This is a genomic window from Megasphaera jansseni (genome assembly GCF_047974155.1).
In the GTDB taxonomy this organism is placed as follows: Bacteria; Bacillota; Negativicutes; order Veillonellales; family Megasphaeraceae; genus Megasphaera.
The window spans coordinates 1-15,469 of record NZ_JBHYRR010000029.1 but is presented as its reverse complement, the minus strand read 5'-3'; the positions used below and the strand labels follow the sequence as shown (position 1 = coordinate 15,469).

The 15,469-nt window shown below is 57.1% G+C and carries 16 protein-coding genes and 1 rRNA gene; 13 read left to right on the top strand and 4 right to left on the bottom strand.

Annotated features, from left to right (window positions below; all coding sequences use genetic code 11):
• Nucleotides 1–243 precede the first annotated feature (243 nt).
• The gene (crcB, locus tag ACE418_RS10720) at nucleotides 244–624 is read right to left on the bottom strand and encodes a fluoride efflux transporter CrcB (protein ID WP_416450601.1); all 381 of its coding nucleotides are present in this window, start codon (nucleotides 622–624) and stop codon (nucleotides 244–246) included.
• 377 nt (nucleotides 625–1,001) lie between these two features.
• Between crcB and ACE418_RS10715 the strand changes: the two genes are divergently transcribed.
• The 12 genes from ACE418_RS10715 to ACE418_RS10660 all read left to right on the top strand — a co-directional run bounded on the left by ACE418_RS10715 (nucleotide 1,002) and on the right by ACE418_RS10660 (nucleotide 12,110).
• Nucleotides 1,002–2,738 carry a radical SAM protein gene (locus ACE418_RS10715; protein ID WP_416450600.1) on the top strand — a complete coding sequence of 579 codons (1,737 nt, stop codon included), beginning with the start codon at nucleotides 1,002–1,004 and terminating at the stop codon, nucleotides 2,736–2,738.
• A complete protein-coding gene (gene pgeF / locus ACE418_RS10710) occupies nucleotides 2,731–3,537 on the top strand; it encodes a peptidoglycan editing factor PgeF (protein WP_416450599.1) in 807 nt (268 codons plus the stop codon). The genes ACE418_RS10715 and pgeF overlap by 8 nt, the downstream gene beginning before the upstream one ends.
• A 126-nt stretch (nucleotides 3,538–3,663) precedes the next feature.
• Nucleotides 3,664–4,347 (top strand): YggS family pyridoxal phosphate-dependent enzyme, encoded by a 684-nt coding sequence (locus ACE418_RS10705; protein ID WP_014015161.1) that lies wholly within the window; start codon nucleotides 3,664–3,666, stop codon nucleotides 4,345–4,347.
• Nucleotides 4,348–4,362: 15 nt separating this feature from the next.
• Complete coding sequence (locus tag ACE418_RS10700; protein WP_416450598.1) at nucleotides 4,363–4,872, top strand: cell division protein SepF; 510 nt, start codon at nucleotides 4,363–4,365, stop codon at nucleotides 4,870–4,872.
• 16 nt (nucleotides 4,873–4,888) lie between these two features.
• Nucleotides 4,889–5,674: a YlmH family RNA-binding protein gene (locus ACE418_RS10695; RefSeq protein WP_416450597.1), complete on the top strand. Its 786-nt coding sequence runs from the start codon at nucleotides 4,889–4,891 to the stop codon at nucleotides 5,672–5,674.
• A 25-nt stretch (nucleotides 5,675–5,699) separates the two neighbouring features.
• Nucleotides 5,700–6,302, top strand: a complete 603-nt coding sequence (locus ACE418_RS10690; protein ID WP_416450596.1) for a DivIVA domain-containing protein — start codon at nucleotides 5,700–5,702, stop codon at nucleotides 6,300–6,302.
• 86 nt (nucleotides 6,303–6,388) lie between these two features.
• Complete coding sequence (locus ACE418_RS10685; RefSeq protein ID WP_416450595.1) at nucleotides 6,389–6,778, top strand: hypothetical protein; 390 nt, start codon at nucleotides 6,389–6,391, stop codon at nucleotides 6,776–6,778.
• Complete coding sequence (locus ACE418_RS10680; protein ID WP_416450594.1) at nucleotides 6,778–7,578, top strand: Cof-type HAD-IIB family hydrolase; 801 nt, start codon at nucleotides 6,778–6,780, stop codon at nucleotides 7,576–7,578. Before ACE418_RS10685 ends, ACE418_RS10680 begins: the two co-directional genes overlap by 1 nt.
• A 21-nt stretch (nucleotides 7,579–7,599) precedes the next feature.
• Nucleotides 7,600–8,505 carry an RNase adapter RapZ gene (gene rapZ / locus ACE418_RS10675; protein WP_416450593.1) on the top strand — a complete coding sequence of 302 codons (906 nt, stop codon included), beginning with the start codon at nucleotides 7,600–7,602 and terminating at the stop codon, nucleotides 8,503–8,505.
• Nucleotides 8,506–8,516: 11 nt separating this feature from the next.
• On the top strand, nucleotides 8,517–9,863 hold the full coding sequence (locus ACE418_RS10670) for a gluconeogenesis factor YvcK family protein (RefSeq protein ID WP_416450592.1): 1,347 nt from the start codon (nucleotides 8,517–8,519) through the stop codon (nucleotides 9,861–9,863).
• A 14-nt stretch (nucleotides 9,864–9,877) separates the two neighbouring features.
• Nucleotides 9,878–10,813, top strand: a complete 936-nt coding sequence (whiA, locus tag ACE418_RS10665) for a DNA-binding protein WhiA (RefSeq protein WP_298586324.1) — start codon at nucleotides 9,878–9,880, stop codon at nucleotides 10,811–10,813.
• Nucleotides 10,803–12,110 carry a hypothetical protein gene (locus ACE418_RS10660; protein WP_416450591.1) on the top strand — a complete coding sequence of 436 codons (1,308 nt, stop codon included), beginning with the start codon at nucleotides 10,803–10,805 and terminating at the stop codon, nucleotides 12,108–12,110. The genes whiA and ACE418_RS10660 overlap by 11 nt, the downstream gene beginning before the upstream one ends.
• Nucleotides 12,111–12,388: 278 nt before the next feature.
• Here ACE418_RS10660 and ACE418_RS10655 read toward each other — a convergent pair whose 3' ends face one another.
• The 3 genes from ACE418_RS10655 to ACE418_RS10645 are packed head-to-tail and all read right to left on the bottom strand — an operon-like array spanning nucleotide 12,389 to nucleotide 14,623.
• Nucleotides 12,389–13,174: a basic amino acid ABC transporter substrate-binding protein gene (locus ACE418_RS10655; protein WP_416450628.1), complete on the bottom strand. Its 786-nt coding sequence runs from the start codon at nucleotides 13,172–13,174 to the stop codon at nucleotides 12,389–12,391.
• A gap of 18 nt (nucleotides 13,175–13,192) precedes the next feature.
• A complete protein-coding gene (locus ACE418_RS10650) occupies nucleotides 13,193–13,837 on the bottom strand; it encodes an HAD family hydrolase (RefSeq protein WP_416450590.1) in 645 nt (214 codons plus the stop codon).
• Nucleotides 13,838–13,840: 3 nt separating this feature from the next.
• Nucleotides 13,841–14,623 carry a basic amino acid ABC transporter substrate-binding protein gene (locus ACE418_RS10645; protein ID WP_020309993.1) on the bottom strand — a complete coding sequence of 261 codons (783 nt, stop codon included), beginning with the start codon at nucleotides 14,621–14,623 and terminating at the stop codon, nucleotides 13,841–13,843.
• Nucleotides 14,624–15,404: 781 nt separating this feature from the next.
• Between ACE418_RS10645 and ACE418_RS10640 the strand changes: the two genes are divergently transcribed.
• A 16S ribosomal RNA gene (locus ACE418_RS10640) occupies nucleotides 15,405–15,469 on the top strand; the annotation flags it as partial.

Below are 15,469 nucleotides of genomic sequence, written 5' to 3'. Positions count from 1 at the left end.
TATGAGGGGAGGCTTGCGGTCTGGAGGGGGTCTTTCCCAAGGCTCGCCTCATAGGAGAGCTGTCAGCGAAGCTGACTGAGAGGTTGCTTTTGAAACGCGGCCTGTGGTAATTCAACCTCTCCGGCCTTTCAGGCCACCTCCCCTATGAGGGGAGGCTTTGCGGCCTGCGAACGGCGACCTGCGATTCAGGGGATTTCCGCAAGCGCTCCTAGCCACGAACCACGAGCCACGAACCACGAACCCCTAGCTCCACAGGGCATTGCCGGTGGCGAAGCCGAGCCAGCAGCAAACGAAGCCGCCGATGACGTTGAACGAGAAATAGGCCAGGGCTGGGAAGACGGCGCCGGTACGGACGAAGGTCAGTAGTTCCATGTTGTACGTCGAGAAGGTTGTGAAGCCGCCGAGGATGCCGGTGACGAAGAAAAGTTTGACGATGGGCGACAGATCGCTGCTTTCGGAGAAGAAGACGAAGAGGACGCCGATGCAGAAGGAACCGATGAGGTTGGCCAGGATGGTACCGTATGGGAAGAAGACGCCGCCGTGGAGGTTGGCCAGTTCCGTGAGTAAATAGCGCAAAGCCGCGCCGATGCCGCCGCCGAGGGCGACGAAGAGGACTTTTTCCATGATATAACTCCGTTTTTTTGAAATAAGCGGGCCGCTCTTTGGGACGGCCCCTACCGAAGCGGTCCGTGGGACCGCGGCGGCCTGCGGTCTGAGGGGCTCTTTCTCAAGGCTCGCCTCATAGGAGAGCTGTCAGCGAAGCTGACTGAGAGGTTGCTTTTGAAGTAGTGTGCGGAAATTCAACCTCTCCGGCCCGTTGGGCCACCTCCCCTATGAGGGGAGGCTTTGCGGCCTGCGACCTGCGAACGGCGGCCTGCGAACATCAATTAATACCATAACACGATGGGAGAGGCGATGCAAGACGCTGCTGGCCCATCGGGACATTCTGTGATACAATATAGGATACCTAACGAACGATGAACGAAAGGGGAGATGTGTGCATGAGCTGGCAAGTAGAGAAAGCGCTGGATGCTCTGATGGCCCAGGAGACGGGGGCCGTACAATATCCCTTCGGGACGCGCCATGCCATGGCTATCTGTTATCCCAATACGTATGACGTGGCTATGAGCAATCTGGGGATGCAGATCATCTACCGCGAAGTGAACGGCCGTGAGGACTGGCTCTGTGAACGGGCCTTCCTGCCGGACAAGGAACTCATGAAGGTCTTTGAGAAGACCGGGGAACCGCTCATTTCCCTGGAAAACCGCCGGCCCCTGTCGGATTTTGAGATCCTCGGCCTGTCGGTCAGTTTTGAAATGGATTATTTCAATGTGCCGACAATCCTGGAAATGGGCCGCATCCCCGTCCTGGCCTCCGACCGCGGCGATGACGATACGCTCGTCGTCATGGGCGGGCCTGTCGCCTTTTTCAATGCCGAACCGCTGTCGCCTTTCGTCGATGTCGTCCTGGTCGGCGAAGGGGAGCGTTTCATCCATACCTTCCTCGACGCCTATGGAAAAGCGCGGGCCCAGGGCCTGTCCCGTCATGACCTGCTGCGCTATCTGGCCATTCATGTGCCCGGCGTCTATGTGCCGTCCCTGTACCGCCACGAATACGATGACGACGGCCACGTCGTGCGTATCGTCCCGGAAGAGGGCATCCCGGCCAAGGTCGAACGCCAATGGCACGAGCTGACGCAGCCGGCGGAAACGGTCATCGCCACGCCGAATACGGAGTTCGGTGCTATGTACCTCATCGAGATCGCCCGGGGCTGCGGCCGCCACTGCCGGTTCTGCATGGCCGGCTACTGTTACCGCCGGCCCCGCGTCCGACCGCTGGAATACGTCAAGTCCGCTGTTCTGCGCGGCAAGGCCCTGGGCAAGAAAATCGGTCTCATGGGCGCGGCCATTTCCGATTATCCCTATATCGACGAACTGGTCACGTTCATCCGCGAACAGGGGCTGGCCTTTTCCTGTGCGTCCCTGCGGGCCGATTCGATTACGCCGGCCATCGTCAAGGGCCTGGCCGAGAGCGGCCAGAAGACGATCACCCTGGCGCCGGAAGCGGGCAGCAAACACATGCGGGACATTATCAACAAGGGCATCACCGAAGAGCACCTGCTCCATTCCATCGACCTGGCGACGGCCGCCGGTATCCGCCACGTGCGCATGTACATCATGGTCGGCCTGCCCATGGAGACGGACGAGGATATCCAGGGCATCGTCGATATGACCCGCCGCGTCCAGCAGCATATGGCGTCCATTGGCAACCTGAGCCGCATCACCCTGAGCATCAATCCCTTCATCCCCAAGCCTTTCACGCCGTTCCAGTGGATGGCCATGACGGAAAAGAAGGTCGTCGAGAAACGGCTCAATTTCCTCAAGAAGGCCTTGAAGGATAAACAGATCGAGCTGCTCATCGAGCCTTTGCGCTCGGCCTATATCCAGGGGGTCCTGTCCCGGGGCGACCGCCGCGTCGGCGACCTCCTGGTCAAGGCCCACGAATACGGCGGCGTCAAGGGCTGGAAGCGGGCTGCCAAGGAACTTCATTTCGATATCAAAGGATTTCTGTATGACCAGCGGCCGACGGATGCCGTCATGCCCTGGGATACGCTCGACACGGGACTGGTGCCGACGTACCTGACGGACGAGCTGAAAAAGGCCGAAGCCGGGGAATTCACCATTCCCTGTTTCGATGGCTGCCGGCGCTGTCACATTTGTGGAGGACATCATGACTAAGTGGATAGAACATGGAAACGGGATCTGCTGGGAAGAAAGCACTCTCCTGGCAGACGCCGGCCTGCGCCACGGCGTGACCGGCAAGAGCGGCGGCGTCAGCGAGGCGCCGTTCACGTCGCTGAACCTGGCTCTCCACGTCGGCGACCAGCCCAAGGCCGTCCTGGAGAACCGGCGCCGTCTCTGCGCGCTCCTGGGCTATCCCCTGCAGAAGCTGACGACGGCTCAGCAGACCCATGAAGACCACGTCGTCGCCGTAGGGCCGGCAGAAATCGGCTGCGGTGCCGGCAGTTATGCTGACGCCCTGGCCCATACGGACGCCATCATGACCAACATCCCCGGCGTGCCGCTCTTGCTCTGCATCGCCGACTGCGTGCCGGTCATCGTCTACGACCCGGTGAAACGTGCCGTTGCCGTCATCCACGACGGATGGCGCGGTACGGTGCAGCGCCTGGCGGCCAAGACGGTCTTTGCCATGCGTCTGGCTTACGGGTCGGACCCGAAGGACCTCCTGGCCTATGTAGGGCCGTCCATTTCCCGGGCCCATTACGAAGTCAGCGAGGCGACGGCCATGGCTTTCCGCCGCCTGGGACCGGCTTATGGGAACTGTGCCGGCGAAAAGGATGGCGTCTGGTCCGTCGATCTATGGCAGGCCAACCGGCTGCTCCTGGAGGAAGCAGGCCTTAGACCGGACCACATCGAGATCACGACCAGCTGCGCCTTTGCCGAGGCAGGGAAGTTCTTTTCCTATCGCCGCGACGGCGGTCATACGGGCCGCATGGGGGCCTTTGCCGTCCTGTGAAAAGCAGATGGGACAAATTTTTAAATATGACTAGCTTTTATAGCCTTAACTATATATAATAAAAGAAGTGTAATGTTTTATAAATATATGAATATATATAATCACATGCACTACGGAGGGATAGGCTTGATTAAGGAAAATCTTGAGGCAGTAAATAAGAGAATTGCCGATGCAGCTGCCCGCGTCGGCAGGACTGACAAAATTACGCTTGTCGCAGTTACGAAGAATCATCCCGTAGAAATGATGGAAGAAGCCGCCAAATGCGGTGTTACTGACGTCGGTGAAAATCGGGTCCAGGAAGCACTTCAGAAGTTGGAAGCGTTCCCGGATAACCATTTGACCTGGCACTTAATCGGTCACTTGCAGACCAATAAGGCCAAGCATGCCGTCGAACACTTCGACCTCATCCACTCGATCGATTCGGAACATCTGCTCAAAGCTGTGGATAAGGAAGCCGGCAAGATCGGCAAGGTACAGGATATTCTCCTGCAGGTCAATGTGGCCCGCGAAGAAAGCAAATTCGGCATGGAAGTCGAAGATTTCCCGGCTATGTGCGAACTGGCCAAGGGCATGGAACACGTCCGCGTCCTGGGTCTCATGTGCATCGCCCCGAATTACGACAACGTAGAGGATGTACGGCCTGTATTCCGCATCGCCCACGCTTTGTATGAAGACATGAAGCCGAAGTTTCCGGAAGGTCAAATCCGTTACCTGTCTATGGGCATGACCCATGATTTTGAAATAGCAATCGAAGAAGGTGCCAATGTCGTCCGCGTAGGTACGGCAATCTTTGGGCCCCGTAATTACTAAGGAGGAGTATTCACCATGGGAGTAAAGAAAGTTTGGGATAAATTAGTTGGTACTGTAGGCGGCGTCAATGAAGACGACGAATTTGAAACGGATGAATACGAGGATGAAGAAGAAATGGAAGAAGAACGCGCACCACGCCGCACACCGGCCGTAGCACCGCACCGCTCTGGTGTCAATTATGCAGCTCCCCAGGAAAAACCGCTGCGCATGGTCATCGTCGAACCGGAAACCTTTGACGATTCCCAGAGCATCGCTGATTATATCCGCGACCGCAAGCCCGTCGTCATCAACTTTGAATCGACGCCGGACGACATTGCCAAACGCGTCGTCGATTTCGTCAGCGGCGCCACGTATGCCCTGGATGGCAACATCCAGAAGGTCGGCAAGGAAATCTTCCTCTGCGTACCGAGCAACGTCACCGTCGACCACGGCAAACGCGACGACTACGGTGATTTCAATACGCCGCCCCTGGCCTGGAACAGCAACAACAATAACAACAACGGCAGCAACACGCCGCAGCACTAGTAATTGAGGGATCAGTTTGAAGAATAGAGATCGGATCATCCGATATTATCAGGGAACCGATAATGGCGAGCTCGCCGCCCGCCTTATCGACTTGGCTGACAGCACGGCGAAGGGCCGTCCCTATGCTGTCAGCGAGTTCGTATCGCCCGGTGCCGTCCAGATCGGTGAGACCATCCAGGCCCACGTGCCGTCTTTGGTCCTCCGGACTTTTGGCGGCTATGAAGGGGCGGAACGGGTCAAGCTGGCTTTCGTCAGCGCCGACTATGACGGACCTGTCGATTTCGGCATCACCGCCTGCCGCCTGTCCTGGGATGACCGCTACCGGCTCCTGGGGCACCGCGATGTCCTGGGCTCGCTCATGAGCCTCGGTGTCGGCCGCGAACGCTTCGGCGACATCATCATGCAGGATGCCGGCGCCGTCCTTTTGGCAGATACGAAGCTCGTCCCGTATTTACAGCAGAATTTCACTAAAATTGCCATGGTATCCATTGCCATCGAAGAGATGCCCCTGTCGGACATTGCGCCGCGCCAGGAAAAGGTCAAGGAAATCAAGACGACCGTCGCATCGCTCCGCCTCGATGCCATTGCATCTTCGGGCTTTGGCATTTCCCGTACCAAGGCGGCCGAAGCCATCAAGGGCGACCGGGTCCAGGTCAACTGGCAGCCTGCCAAGGGGCCGAGCCAGGACGTCAATGAGGGCGATGTCATTTCGCTGCGCGGCAAGGGCCGGATGGAACTGGCCGAAATTACGGGTACGTCGAGGAAGGGCCGTATCGGCGTCTTGCTGAAACGGTATATGTGATTCCTTTTCACACGGAGGAAATGCCATGCTTACACCAATGGATATTCACAACAAAGAATTTAAACGCGGCTTCCGCGGTTACAGCGAAGAAGACGTCGACGCCTTTATGAACAACATCGCCGGCGACTATGAAAAGGTATACCGTGAATACTGCGAATTGAAGGAACGCTGCGACAGCCTGCAGGACAAGCTGACGCAGTATGAAAAGATGGAAGCTACCATGAACAGTACGCTCATGCTGGCTCAGCAGACGGCAGAAAACGTCAAAGTCTCGGCCCGCAAGGAAGCCGACCTCATCCTGCAGGAAGCCGAAAGCAAGAAGAAGCAGATGCTCGACGAAACGATGCTGAATCTGCAGCAGTCCCGGCAGGAATGGGAAAAGCTCAAGGCCCAGACTGGGGCATACCGTGCCAAGTGCCGTGCCATCCTGACCAGCCAGCTCAAGCTGCTCGACGACATGGCTCTCGATGGCGAAGATGCGGCTCCTGTCGCTGCTGATAAATCGGTCGCCGTCAAACCGGCAGCCCCGGCTGTCACCGTTTCGGCCGAAGCTGCGCAGAAAGCTGTACCCGACCATGGCAGCCACGACGGCAGTGACGCCGAAAAGGACGCTAAAAAAGCCCAATAATACGTATTTTATGGATATGCTCTCTTTCAGGTATGACGCACGTTAGACCCGGCAGGGAGTATATTTGTTTATAGAGGGGGACAACGATGAAACGATTCTTTCTTTTGCTGGCAGTCTGGTGCTGCCTGGGGGTCAGCGCGGCCCTGGCTTATAATCCCTATGCGCCGAACCAGTTCGACGCCGTAGACCGTAATACCTGGGAATACAAAGCCGTCTACGACCTGTCCAAAGCCGGCCTGACGGGAGTGCCGATGACGCGTTTTGCGCCGTCGTACAACCTGACGCGCTATGAAGTGACGGAAATGATTGCAGCTGCCATGAAGAACCGCAGCAAGGCTACGGCGGACCAGCAGCAGGAAATCGATAAACTGGCTCAGAGCTATGCCGACGACCTGCAGTATGTCAACGATGCGCCGAAGGAAGCCGAACCGTCCAGCCAGGGTGTCGTCTTCGACTGGAAGGGGGACAAGGCCTGATGAAGCCGGTACGGATGATCACCATCGACCTCGACGGGACGCTCCTGCGCAGCGACGGCAGCGTGTCGGATCGGACGGTCCGGACGCTGCAGGCAGCCCGTGATAAAGGCGTCGTCGTCGCCATCGCGACTGGGCGCATGTATCAGACGGCCCGGCCTTACGGCGACCGCCTGAACCTCGGCGACAGTCCGCTGCTGCTCTTTGCCGGCGGCCTCATCGAGACGCTGGAGTCGAAGAAAATCCTCTTCCAGCAGGCCATCCCGCAACAGACGGCGCAGGAACTGGTCGACCTGGCCCGGGAAAAGGGCTGGCAGATGCAGACCTATATCGACGACGTCCTGCGCACGGCCCGGGACGATGAATGGATCCGCGGCTATGAAGAAATCACGCACAGCAAGGCCTGCATCTGCGGCGATGAATTCTATCATGTCCAGGGCGACTGCAACAAGCTCCTCAGCCGGGGCGAACACGATGACCTGGTGGCCCGCAAGGCCCTCATCGAGGAACGCTTCCCTGGTCAGTTCAACATCCTCTTTTCCATGCCGACGTTCCTGGAAATCATGCCCAATGGCGTCGACAAGGGCAGGGGAATCCGCCGCCTGGGCGAGCTCTACGGCATCACGGCCGATGAAATCATGGCCCTCGGCGATTCCCAGAATGACCTGGATATGCTCAAAGCCGCCGGTTTCCCTGTCGCCATGGCCAATGCGGCCGACGAAGTGAAGGCCGTCGCGTCCTATGTCACGGCGTCCAATAATGACGACGGCGTCGCCGCAGCGGTTGAGAAATTTGTATTGTAACATTGTATATAGGAGGTTCTTATGGACCATTTTCATTTGATCATTATCACCGGTATGTCCGGTGCCGGTAAGAGCCATGCCGTCCAGGTGCTGGAAGACATCGGTTATTTCTGCATCGACAATATCCCGCCGGTCCTGATTCCCAAGTTTGCGGAACTGTGCATCAAAGGCGGCGAACGGGTCCGCCACGTGGCCCTCATCGCCGATATCCGGGGCGGTGAATTCTTCGATGCCATGAGCCAGTGCCTGAAAGATCTCAAGGCCGAAGGCATTTCCTACGAAATCGTCTTCATCGAGGCGTCGGATCAGGCCCTGGTACGTCGTTATAAGGAAACGCGCCGCGTCCACCCCCTGGCCCCGCATGGCCGCATCAGCCAGGGCATTGCCGAAGAACGCAAGCGCCTGGCATCGTTGCGCCAGAAAGCCGATTTCATCATCGACACGTCGAATCTCAAGCCGAAACAGCTCAAGGAGATTCTGGTCAAGCGCTATGCCATTACGGACAGCAAGAAGAGCATGACCGTCACCGTCGTCTCTTTCGGCTTCAAGCACGGCATGCCCATCGATGCGGACATCGTCGAAGATGTACGCTTTTTGCCCAACCCGTATTATATCGATGAATACCGCCATAAATCGGGCCGTGTGCCCTGTGTGCGCGATTATGTCGAAAGTTTCCCCATTACCCAGACGTATAAGGAAAAGTGGTTCGATATGATCGACTTCCTCCTGCCCAACTATGAACGGGAAGGCAAGAGCCAGCTGGTCATCGCCGTCGGCTGTACCGGTGGGATGCACCGCAGTGTCTGTATGGCTGAAGCGATGTATAAACACTTGAGGGATAACGGCGTCGACGTATCCATCGAACACCGGGATATCCAGAAGAACGACGTCGAAGAAGATGCGCCGGGGTATGAAGGCGAAGCGTAGGAGGTGCTGTCATGCGTTTTATGAAATGGCTGCATCCGGGATTGCACATCAAGCGATGGCTCTTTCTTTTCGGCCTGGGCATGATGTGTTCCAGCTTCGGCATTATCCTGACCTTTAACTACCAATGGCTGGGATCGCTGGAAGAATGGGCTTTCCGCCTGCTCTACGAAGTGACGGGCCATTACAACTATACGATCCTGGCCAGCATGGGCATCCTGGTCATCCTCCTGGGGCTGGTCGTCATGGCCTGGGCGACGCGGCGCCTGATCCGCACCATGATCGGCGTTGTCATGCCCGGCGAATCGGAGAACCTCAGTGACCTGATCTTCTCCAACCTCCAGCTGTCCAAAGGGCCGAAAGTCGTCGTCATCGGCGGCGGCACGGGCCTGTCGGTCATGCTGCGCGGCCTCAAGGCCAAGACCTATAACCTGACGGCCGTCGTCACCGTCGCCGATGATGGCGGTTCGACAGGCCGCATCCGCCAGGATTTGGATATCATCGCCCCAGGGGACCTGCGCAACTGCCTGGTCGCCCTGGCCGATAAGGAAGGGCTCATGGAAAAGCTCTTCGCCCACCGCTTCGGCGGGTCCGGCAACCTGACAGGCCACAGCTTCGGCAACTTGTTCATCGCCGCCCTTATCGAAGTCCTGGGCGACGTCGAAGAAGCCATGGATGCGACCAGCAAGGTCCTGCGCGTCCGCGGCAAGGTCATCCCGTCGTCGGCGGAAAAGCTCCGCCTCAACGCCGAAATGACCGACGGCCGCATCGTCGAAGGGGAATCACAGATCCCCCATGCCCACGGCAAGATCAAACGCGTCTTTACGACGCCGGAACATCCGAAGGCCATCCAGTCGGCCGTCGACGCAATCAAGGATGCCGATGCCATTGTCCTCGGACCGGGCAGCCTCTATACGAGTATCATGCCCAATCTCTGCGTGCCCGATATCGTCCAGGCCGTCCGCACCAGCAAGGCGCCGAAAATCTATATTTGCAATGTCATGACCCAGCCCGGGGAAACGGACGATTACACCGTATCCGACCACATCAAGGCCATCAACCGCCAGGCCGGCGGCAAGGTCATCGATTTCGTCATCGCCAATAACGGCGACGTCGATCCGGCCGTCCTCCAGCGCTATGTCGCCCACGGATCCCATCCGGTCATAATCGATAAGAAGGAAGTCGGCCAGACCGGTGCGACGCTTATCCTGTCGGATCTCATCAACAAGGAAAACAGTGCCACCCACGATACGAAGAAGCTGGCCAATGTCCTCTTTGATCTGATCAATGCCCTGCGGACCGATTTGTCGCCGGAGCTCTTGCATTACTATTTGAAACGTTACACATTCAACCATCGTTAGGAGGCGGCGTCCTATTGTCTTTTGCAGAAGAAGTGAAAAACGAAATCGCCCACTGCAAGCCGGAAAATGCCGCCTGCCGTTTTGCCGAACTGGCAGCGCTGCTCTGCATGGGCGGCTCGCTCATCCTCGGCTCACGTGGGACCATCGGCATCGAGTTCAGTACGTCCAATAATGCCGTCGCCCGCAAGGCCCTGAAGATGTGGATGGAATCGTTCCCGGTCCGGCCTGAAGTCCGGGTCCGCCAGGGACTGCGCCTGCGCAAGAAGAATTACTACATCCTGCGCGTGTCGCCGTCGCCGGAAAGCACGGCCATCCTGCGGGATTTGTCCCTGTTCCCGACGGATACGGAGTTCTCGGCCATCGACCTCAAGAAGACGGACTGCCAGCGGGCTTTCCTGCGGGGCGCTTTCATGGGTGGCGGGTCCGTCAATCAGCCCAAAGGCGACTATCACCTGGAACTGGTGACGGGCAATGCCGCTTTTGCTGAAAAGTTGTTGAAAATCATGCGCCGCTTCCGCCTGCCGGCTAAGACGACAGACCGCAAGGGCGATTATTTAGTCTACATCAAAGAAGGGAATGGGGTATCCCAGTTCCTGCAGTATATCGGCGCGGCCCAGGCGTATCTCAAGTTTGAAAGCGTCCGCGTCGTCAAGGGGATGCGCAATAATGTCAACCGCGTCGTCAACTGCGAGACGGCCAACCTCCAGAAGACTGTCGATGCCGCCGTGCGCCAGCGCCGGGCTATTACCTGTATCCAGGAATCGGGCCTGTACCAGCGCATGTCGCCGAAGCTGCGGGAAGCGGCGGAACTGCGCATGGCCAATCCCGAAGCCTCCATGAGTGAACTGGCAGCCCAGTCGGGATTGACCAAGTCGGGTTTGTCCCATCGTTTTAAAAAAATCGCTGATATAGCGAAACAGATAGAAGGTCAACGAGAAGATGAAATTTAAGAAACTATGTACCTATATAGCCGGCCTGCTGACGGCCTGTCTGCCTTTGGCCGGCGTTTTGGCAGCGGATCTGCCCGCTGTCGACGACCCGGACGTCATGGACCGCGTCGTCGCCCAGCGTATGCTTCCTATTTCCATGACAGCCCCTGTCGATACGGGGACGCTGCTCCTCTCGGATAGTCCGGAATACGCCGATGGTGACGGGATCCTCTACGGGGATACGGTCAGCGGCGACGTGCGCCTCTATTTCTATCATGTCAACCAGCACCCGTATAACCGGAAAATCGTAGCTATGCTCTACAACCCGCATCCGTATCCGCTGGAAGCGATCCTCCAGGGCTATCAGTACACGCGGCCCAGCACGGACTACTACCAGGTCGGCAAGGAACTGTCGACCATGTACTATGAAGGCAATATGACGGTTAATAAGATCAACGTCCCGGCTCATGGCTATGCCGTCGTCGGCCAGCGCCTCAATGAGACCGTCGTCCGGCCGGACCAGCTCTTTTCGGGCATCGTCAATGTCAGCCTGCCGGAACCGATGATCCTGTCGTCCATGATCCTGCCGCCGCAGGAAGACCCGGTCGCCTTCATCCGCAAGCAGCAGTACCTGGCCAGTGACTCTGTTCAGCTGCGCGGCACTTTCCACGGCAAGGACCGTTACCTGAGCACGCTCATTCCGTATTCGACGGACAGCGGCATCGGCTATATCCTTTTGGCCGACGGCGTCTGGGACCGTTTCCTCCAGGGCCGCGATGTCATGGATAACCGGGCCTCGGAAGACACGGGCAACTACGGCGTCGATTACACCATCCACCTGCGCACGACTGGTACCGGGAACATCCACCTGTATTTCAATCCCCAGGGCGGCGAATATGCCGGCGTAACGGAACTCATCTACAGCGATCCCCAGCGGGGCGAAGACAAGAAAATCGTCGAACTGCCGCGGAACCGCCATTCCATGGGCCTCAATGACCCGTATGCCATGGAATACGTCGATACCTTCCCGGCCGGGACAGATATGACCATCCATATTATGCCGCCGGGAGCAGCTAACCTGCCGGTCCGCTTCCTCGTCGTCCCAGATAGTAAGCTCCAGCCCATCCGCGAAGCCGTCCAGGCCGACAGAGAAGCCAAAGAACGCCGGGCCGCAGCCGCTGCCGAAGCCGCCAAACGCAAAGCTGCCTATAAAGACCAGACCATCCAGCCCGAAGCCGAACTCCAGTCCGACAACCAGGGCCAATTCCTGTCCTTAAAAGACCGCCTGGCCAAACTCCAGAAAAAGGATAAAAAATAAGTAGTTCGTGGCTAGTGGCTCGTAAAGCCTCCCCTCATAGGGGAGGTGGCCCAACGGGCCGGAGAGGTTCTTTTGCTTTATAGTTTGTAGTGCGGAGTTTGTAGTTTGTAGCAGGAATCTCGTGATTTTATTGTAGGGGCTCGCACGTGGCGAGCCCGTCTGGAATATGTGGAATTTTCCAGCCCGGGGAGCGCGTCGCCGAATACCCGGCGGGTCGCCCACGTGGCGACCCCTACAGTGCAAAAAAAGGCTTGTCGCATGTGCGACAAGCCTTTTTTTTACTGCTTCGGTTCTTCGCCGAACCATTTCTTATAGATTTTAGCGTACGTTCCGTCGGCTTTGATTTCCTTCAAAGCTTCGTTGACTTGTTTGCTCAGTTCCGGTTTATCCTTGCTGATGCCCATGGCTACGCCGCGGGATGTGATGGGGTCGCCGACAATCTTGAGCTTATCCTTGCCGCCCTGCTGGAGGTAATACTGGGCGACGGCTTTATCGATGGAGACGGCATCACACGTACCGGCTTCCAGTTCCATCCAGCCCTGGGTATTGGTATCGAATTCCTTGACGTTGGCGCCGTGTTCTCTGGCGTAATCGGCGGCCTTGGAACCGACCTGGGCGCCGACGGTCTTGCCGGCGATGGAGTCATAGCCGGTGATGTCCGTATTGCCTGTCGGGACGACGATGGTGTAGCCGCCCTGGTAGTAGACGTCGGTGAAGTCGATCTGTTTCTTCCGTTCATCCGTTGCGTCCATGCCAGCGGCGATGAGGTCGATCTGGCCGCTCTTCAAGGCCGGGATGAGGGCGTCGAAGCCGAGGTTCTTGACTTCCATCTTGTAGCCCAGCTTATCGCAGACGGCCTGGGCCAGGTCGATGTCGAAGCCGACATCTTTTTCATTTTCCGTGAATTCAAAAGGCGGGAATGTCGGTTCCGTGCCGACAATCAGGGTCTTGTCGCCTTTGGCTGCGCCATCTTTTTTATCGGCTGTGCCGTTGGAGCCGCAGCCGGCGAGAAGGGTCAGGGCTGCCAGCGAGGCAGCGACGAGGGTCGTAACTTTTTTCTTCATCATAATAGGTTCCTCCAATTAGGGAATAGTAAGGATTTCGCTGAGATCCTTCATGATTGCCACATGGGGCAGGGACGCGAATTCCTGGCTCGTCGTTGTTCCCGTCGTCACGGCGGCAAAGGCGACGCCGGCATTTTGGGCGGCCCTGGCGTCGATGGTATTGTCGCCGATGTAGAGGACGTCCTTTTTATCCAGGCTGAAATGGCGGCAGACAGCGTTGATTCCGTCCGGTGCCGGTTTGGCCTTGGCAACATCTTCCACGCCGACGACGAGGTCGATGAGATTTTCCATCTGGTATTTCCGCAGCGTCTCGCCGATACGCGACCGGGTCTTGGTCGATGCGATGCAGCACAAGGCGCCGGCGTCTTTCAGGGCGCGGAGCGTCGGCAGGGTCTGCGGGTAGAGATGGGTGTTGGCCGTCATGTACTTATCGGAGAAGCGGACTTTGTATTCCCGGATCAGGGCATTGACGCGGTCCGGGTCCGTTTCACCGGTCAGGAGGGCCATGGCGTCATACATAGTCATGCCGATCGTGCGGCGGATATCTTCTTCCGGGATACCGTCATAGCCTTCGGCCTCGAAGAGGAGCTGGAAGCACATGACGATACCCTTTTCCGAATTGGCCAGGGTATAGTCGAAATCGAATACGTAGGCTTTATACATGGGTTATGCCTTCGGATCGACGCCGAACCATTTCTTGTACAGTTTGGCGTAAGTCCCGTCGGCTTTGAGGTCGGCCAGGGCTTTGTTGACCTTTTCCAGGAGTTCCGGTTTATCCTTGGATACAGCCATAGCGATACCGGCATCGGCTTTCTTGGCGTCGCCGACGATCTTCAGATCTTTATCGCCGCCTTCTTTCATGTAATAGAGGGCGACCGATGTGTTGATGACGACGGCGTCACACGTGCCGCTCTGCAGTTCCATCCAGCCCTGGCTGTTGGCGTCATACTGTTTGACCGTAGCACCGGCTTCCGTAGCCAGGTCTACGCCCTTGGTGCCGACCTGGGAACCGACGGTGCGGCCCTTGAGGTCGTCAAAGCCGTTGATGTTGGTGTTATCCTTGCGGACGACGACGGAATAGCCATCCTGGAAATACGGTTCCGTAAAGGAAACCTGTTTCTGCCGTTCCGGCGTAGCGTCCATGCCGGAAGCGATCATGTCGATCTGGCCGCTGCGCAAGGCCGGGATGAGGGCGTCGAAACCGAGGCTCTTGACTTCGACTTTTGTGCCCATCTTTTCGCCGATGGCATTGGCTAAATCGATATCGAAGCCGATATATTTGTCATTTTCCGTGAATTCAAAAGGCGGGAACGTCGGTTCCATGCCGACGACGAGGGTTTTCTGATCTCCCGAAGCGCCATCCTTTTTGTCTGCCGAAGAACCACAGCCGGCGACCAGCGTTACAGCCGCCATGGCAGCGGCTGCCAGAGCTAAACATTTTTTGTTCATGCGTAACAACTCCTGTTCATTGCCTAATAAGGAAATATAAAATACAAGTACTCGACATAATTATACTATATATAGCGCAAAAAGTACAAGTGGAAAGGGCGCGCTGTTGCGAGCCCGCAGGCCGCCGTTCGCAGGCCGCAGGCCGGAGCTCATCGCCTCGAGTAACCCTCGGCTCGTAAAAAAACGCCCCAACCGGGGCCAGCCTTTAACCTCTCAGACCGCCTTTGGCGGCCAGCTCCCCTATGAAGGGAGCCTTGAGCGGCCCGCCGCGAACAGTTGACGATATACGTGACGAGTCAATGTGGCATGGTTTTGCGACCTGCGGCCTGCGGCCTGCGACCGGCGCTTTCTATGGTTTTGCGACCTGCGACCTGCGAATACGTTATGGAGCAACGACGAACGATGAACGACGAACGGTGAACGATGAACGCATCGCTACAGGCGATGGTTCGCGGCCTGCGAACAGCGACCGGCGGCCTGCGTCAAGGATTTGAAAAAAATCCTTGACAATTCCTTTACACAGTAGTATACTAAATGAGCTGTCGGGCAAGACCCTGACGCAGCAGGAAGTTTGAATTTAAAAAAAATTCAAATTCATCCTTGACAAGCTCTTCTGAGTTTGTTAAAATAAACAAGTCGTCGCCACCCGGTGATGACAACGATGACCTTTGAAAACTGAACAATGAACTGAATGAACGCCAACGTGCGAGGTTCTATTTTATAGAACGTCAAACAATGAGTAATACCAATCAATAAACAAGAGCCAAACGCTCTTCCATATATCATGGAGAGTTTGATCCTGGCTCAGGACGAACGCTGGCGGCGTGCTTAACACATGCAAGTCGA

Coding starts and splice junctions, on each gene's coding strand:
- ACE418_RS10645 (WP_020309993.1), bottom strand. CDS start 14,623: ATGAACAAAAAATGTTTAGCTCTGGCAGCCGCTGCCATGGCGGCTGTA.
- ACE418_RS10700 (WP_416450598.1), top strand. CDS start 4,363: ATGGGAGTAAAGAAAGTTTGGGATAAATTAGTTGGTACTGTAGGCGGC.
- ACE418_RS10715 (WP_416450600.1), top strand. CDS start 1,002: ATGAGCTGGCAAGTAGAGAAAGCGCTGGATGCTCTGATGGCCCAGGAG.
- rapZ (WP_416450593.1), top strand. CDS start 7,600: ATGGACCATTTTCATTTGATCATTATCACCGGTATGTCCGGTGCCGGT.
- ACE418_RS10650 (WP_416450590.1), bottom strand. CDS start 13,837: ATGTATAAAGCCTACGTATTCGATTTCGACTATACCCTGGCCAATTCG.
- ACE418_RS10660 (WP_416450591.1), top strand. CDS start 10,803: ATGAAATTTAAGAAACTATGTACCTATATAGCCGGCCTGCTGACGGCC.
- pgeF (WP_416450599.1), top strand. CDS start 2,731: ATGACTAAGTGGATAGAACATGGAAACGGGATCTGCTGGGAAGAAAGC.
- ACE418_RS10685 (WP_416450595.1), top strand. CDS start 6,389: ATGAAACGATTCTTTCTTTTGCTGGCAGTCTGGTGCTGCCTGGGGGTC.
- crcB (WP_416450601.1), bottom strand. CDS start 624: ATGGAAAAAGTCCTCTTCGTCGCCCTCGGCGGCGGCATCGGCGCGGCT.
- ACE418_RS10670 (WP_416450592.1), top strand. CDS start 8,517: ATGCGTTTTATGAAATGGCTGCATCCGGGATTGCACATCAAGCGATGG.
- ACE418_RS10680 (WP_416450594.1), top strand. CDS start 6,778: ATGAAGCCGGTACGGATGATCACCATCGACCTCGACGGGACGCTCCTG.
- ACE418_RS10690 (WP_416450596.1), top strand. CDS start 5,700: ATGCTTACACCAATGGATATTCACAACAAAGAATTTAAACGCGGCTTC.
- ACE418_RS10655 (WP_416450628.1), bottom strand. CDS start 13,174: ATGAAGAAAAAAGTTACGACCCTCGTCGCTGCCTCGCTGGCAGCCCTG.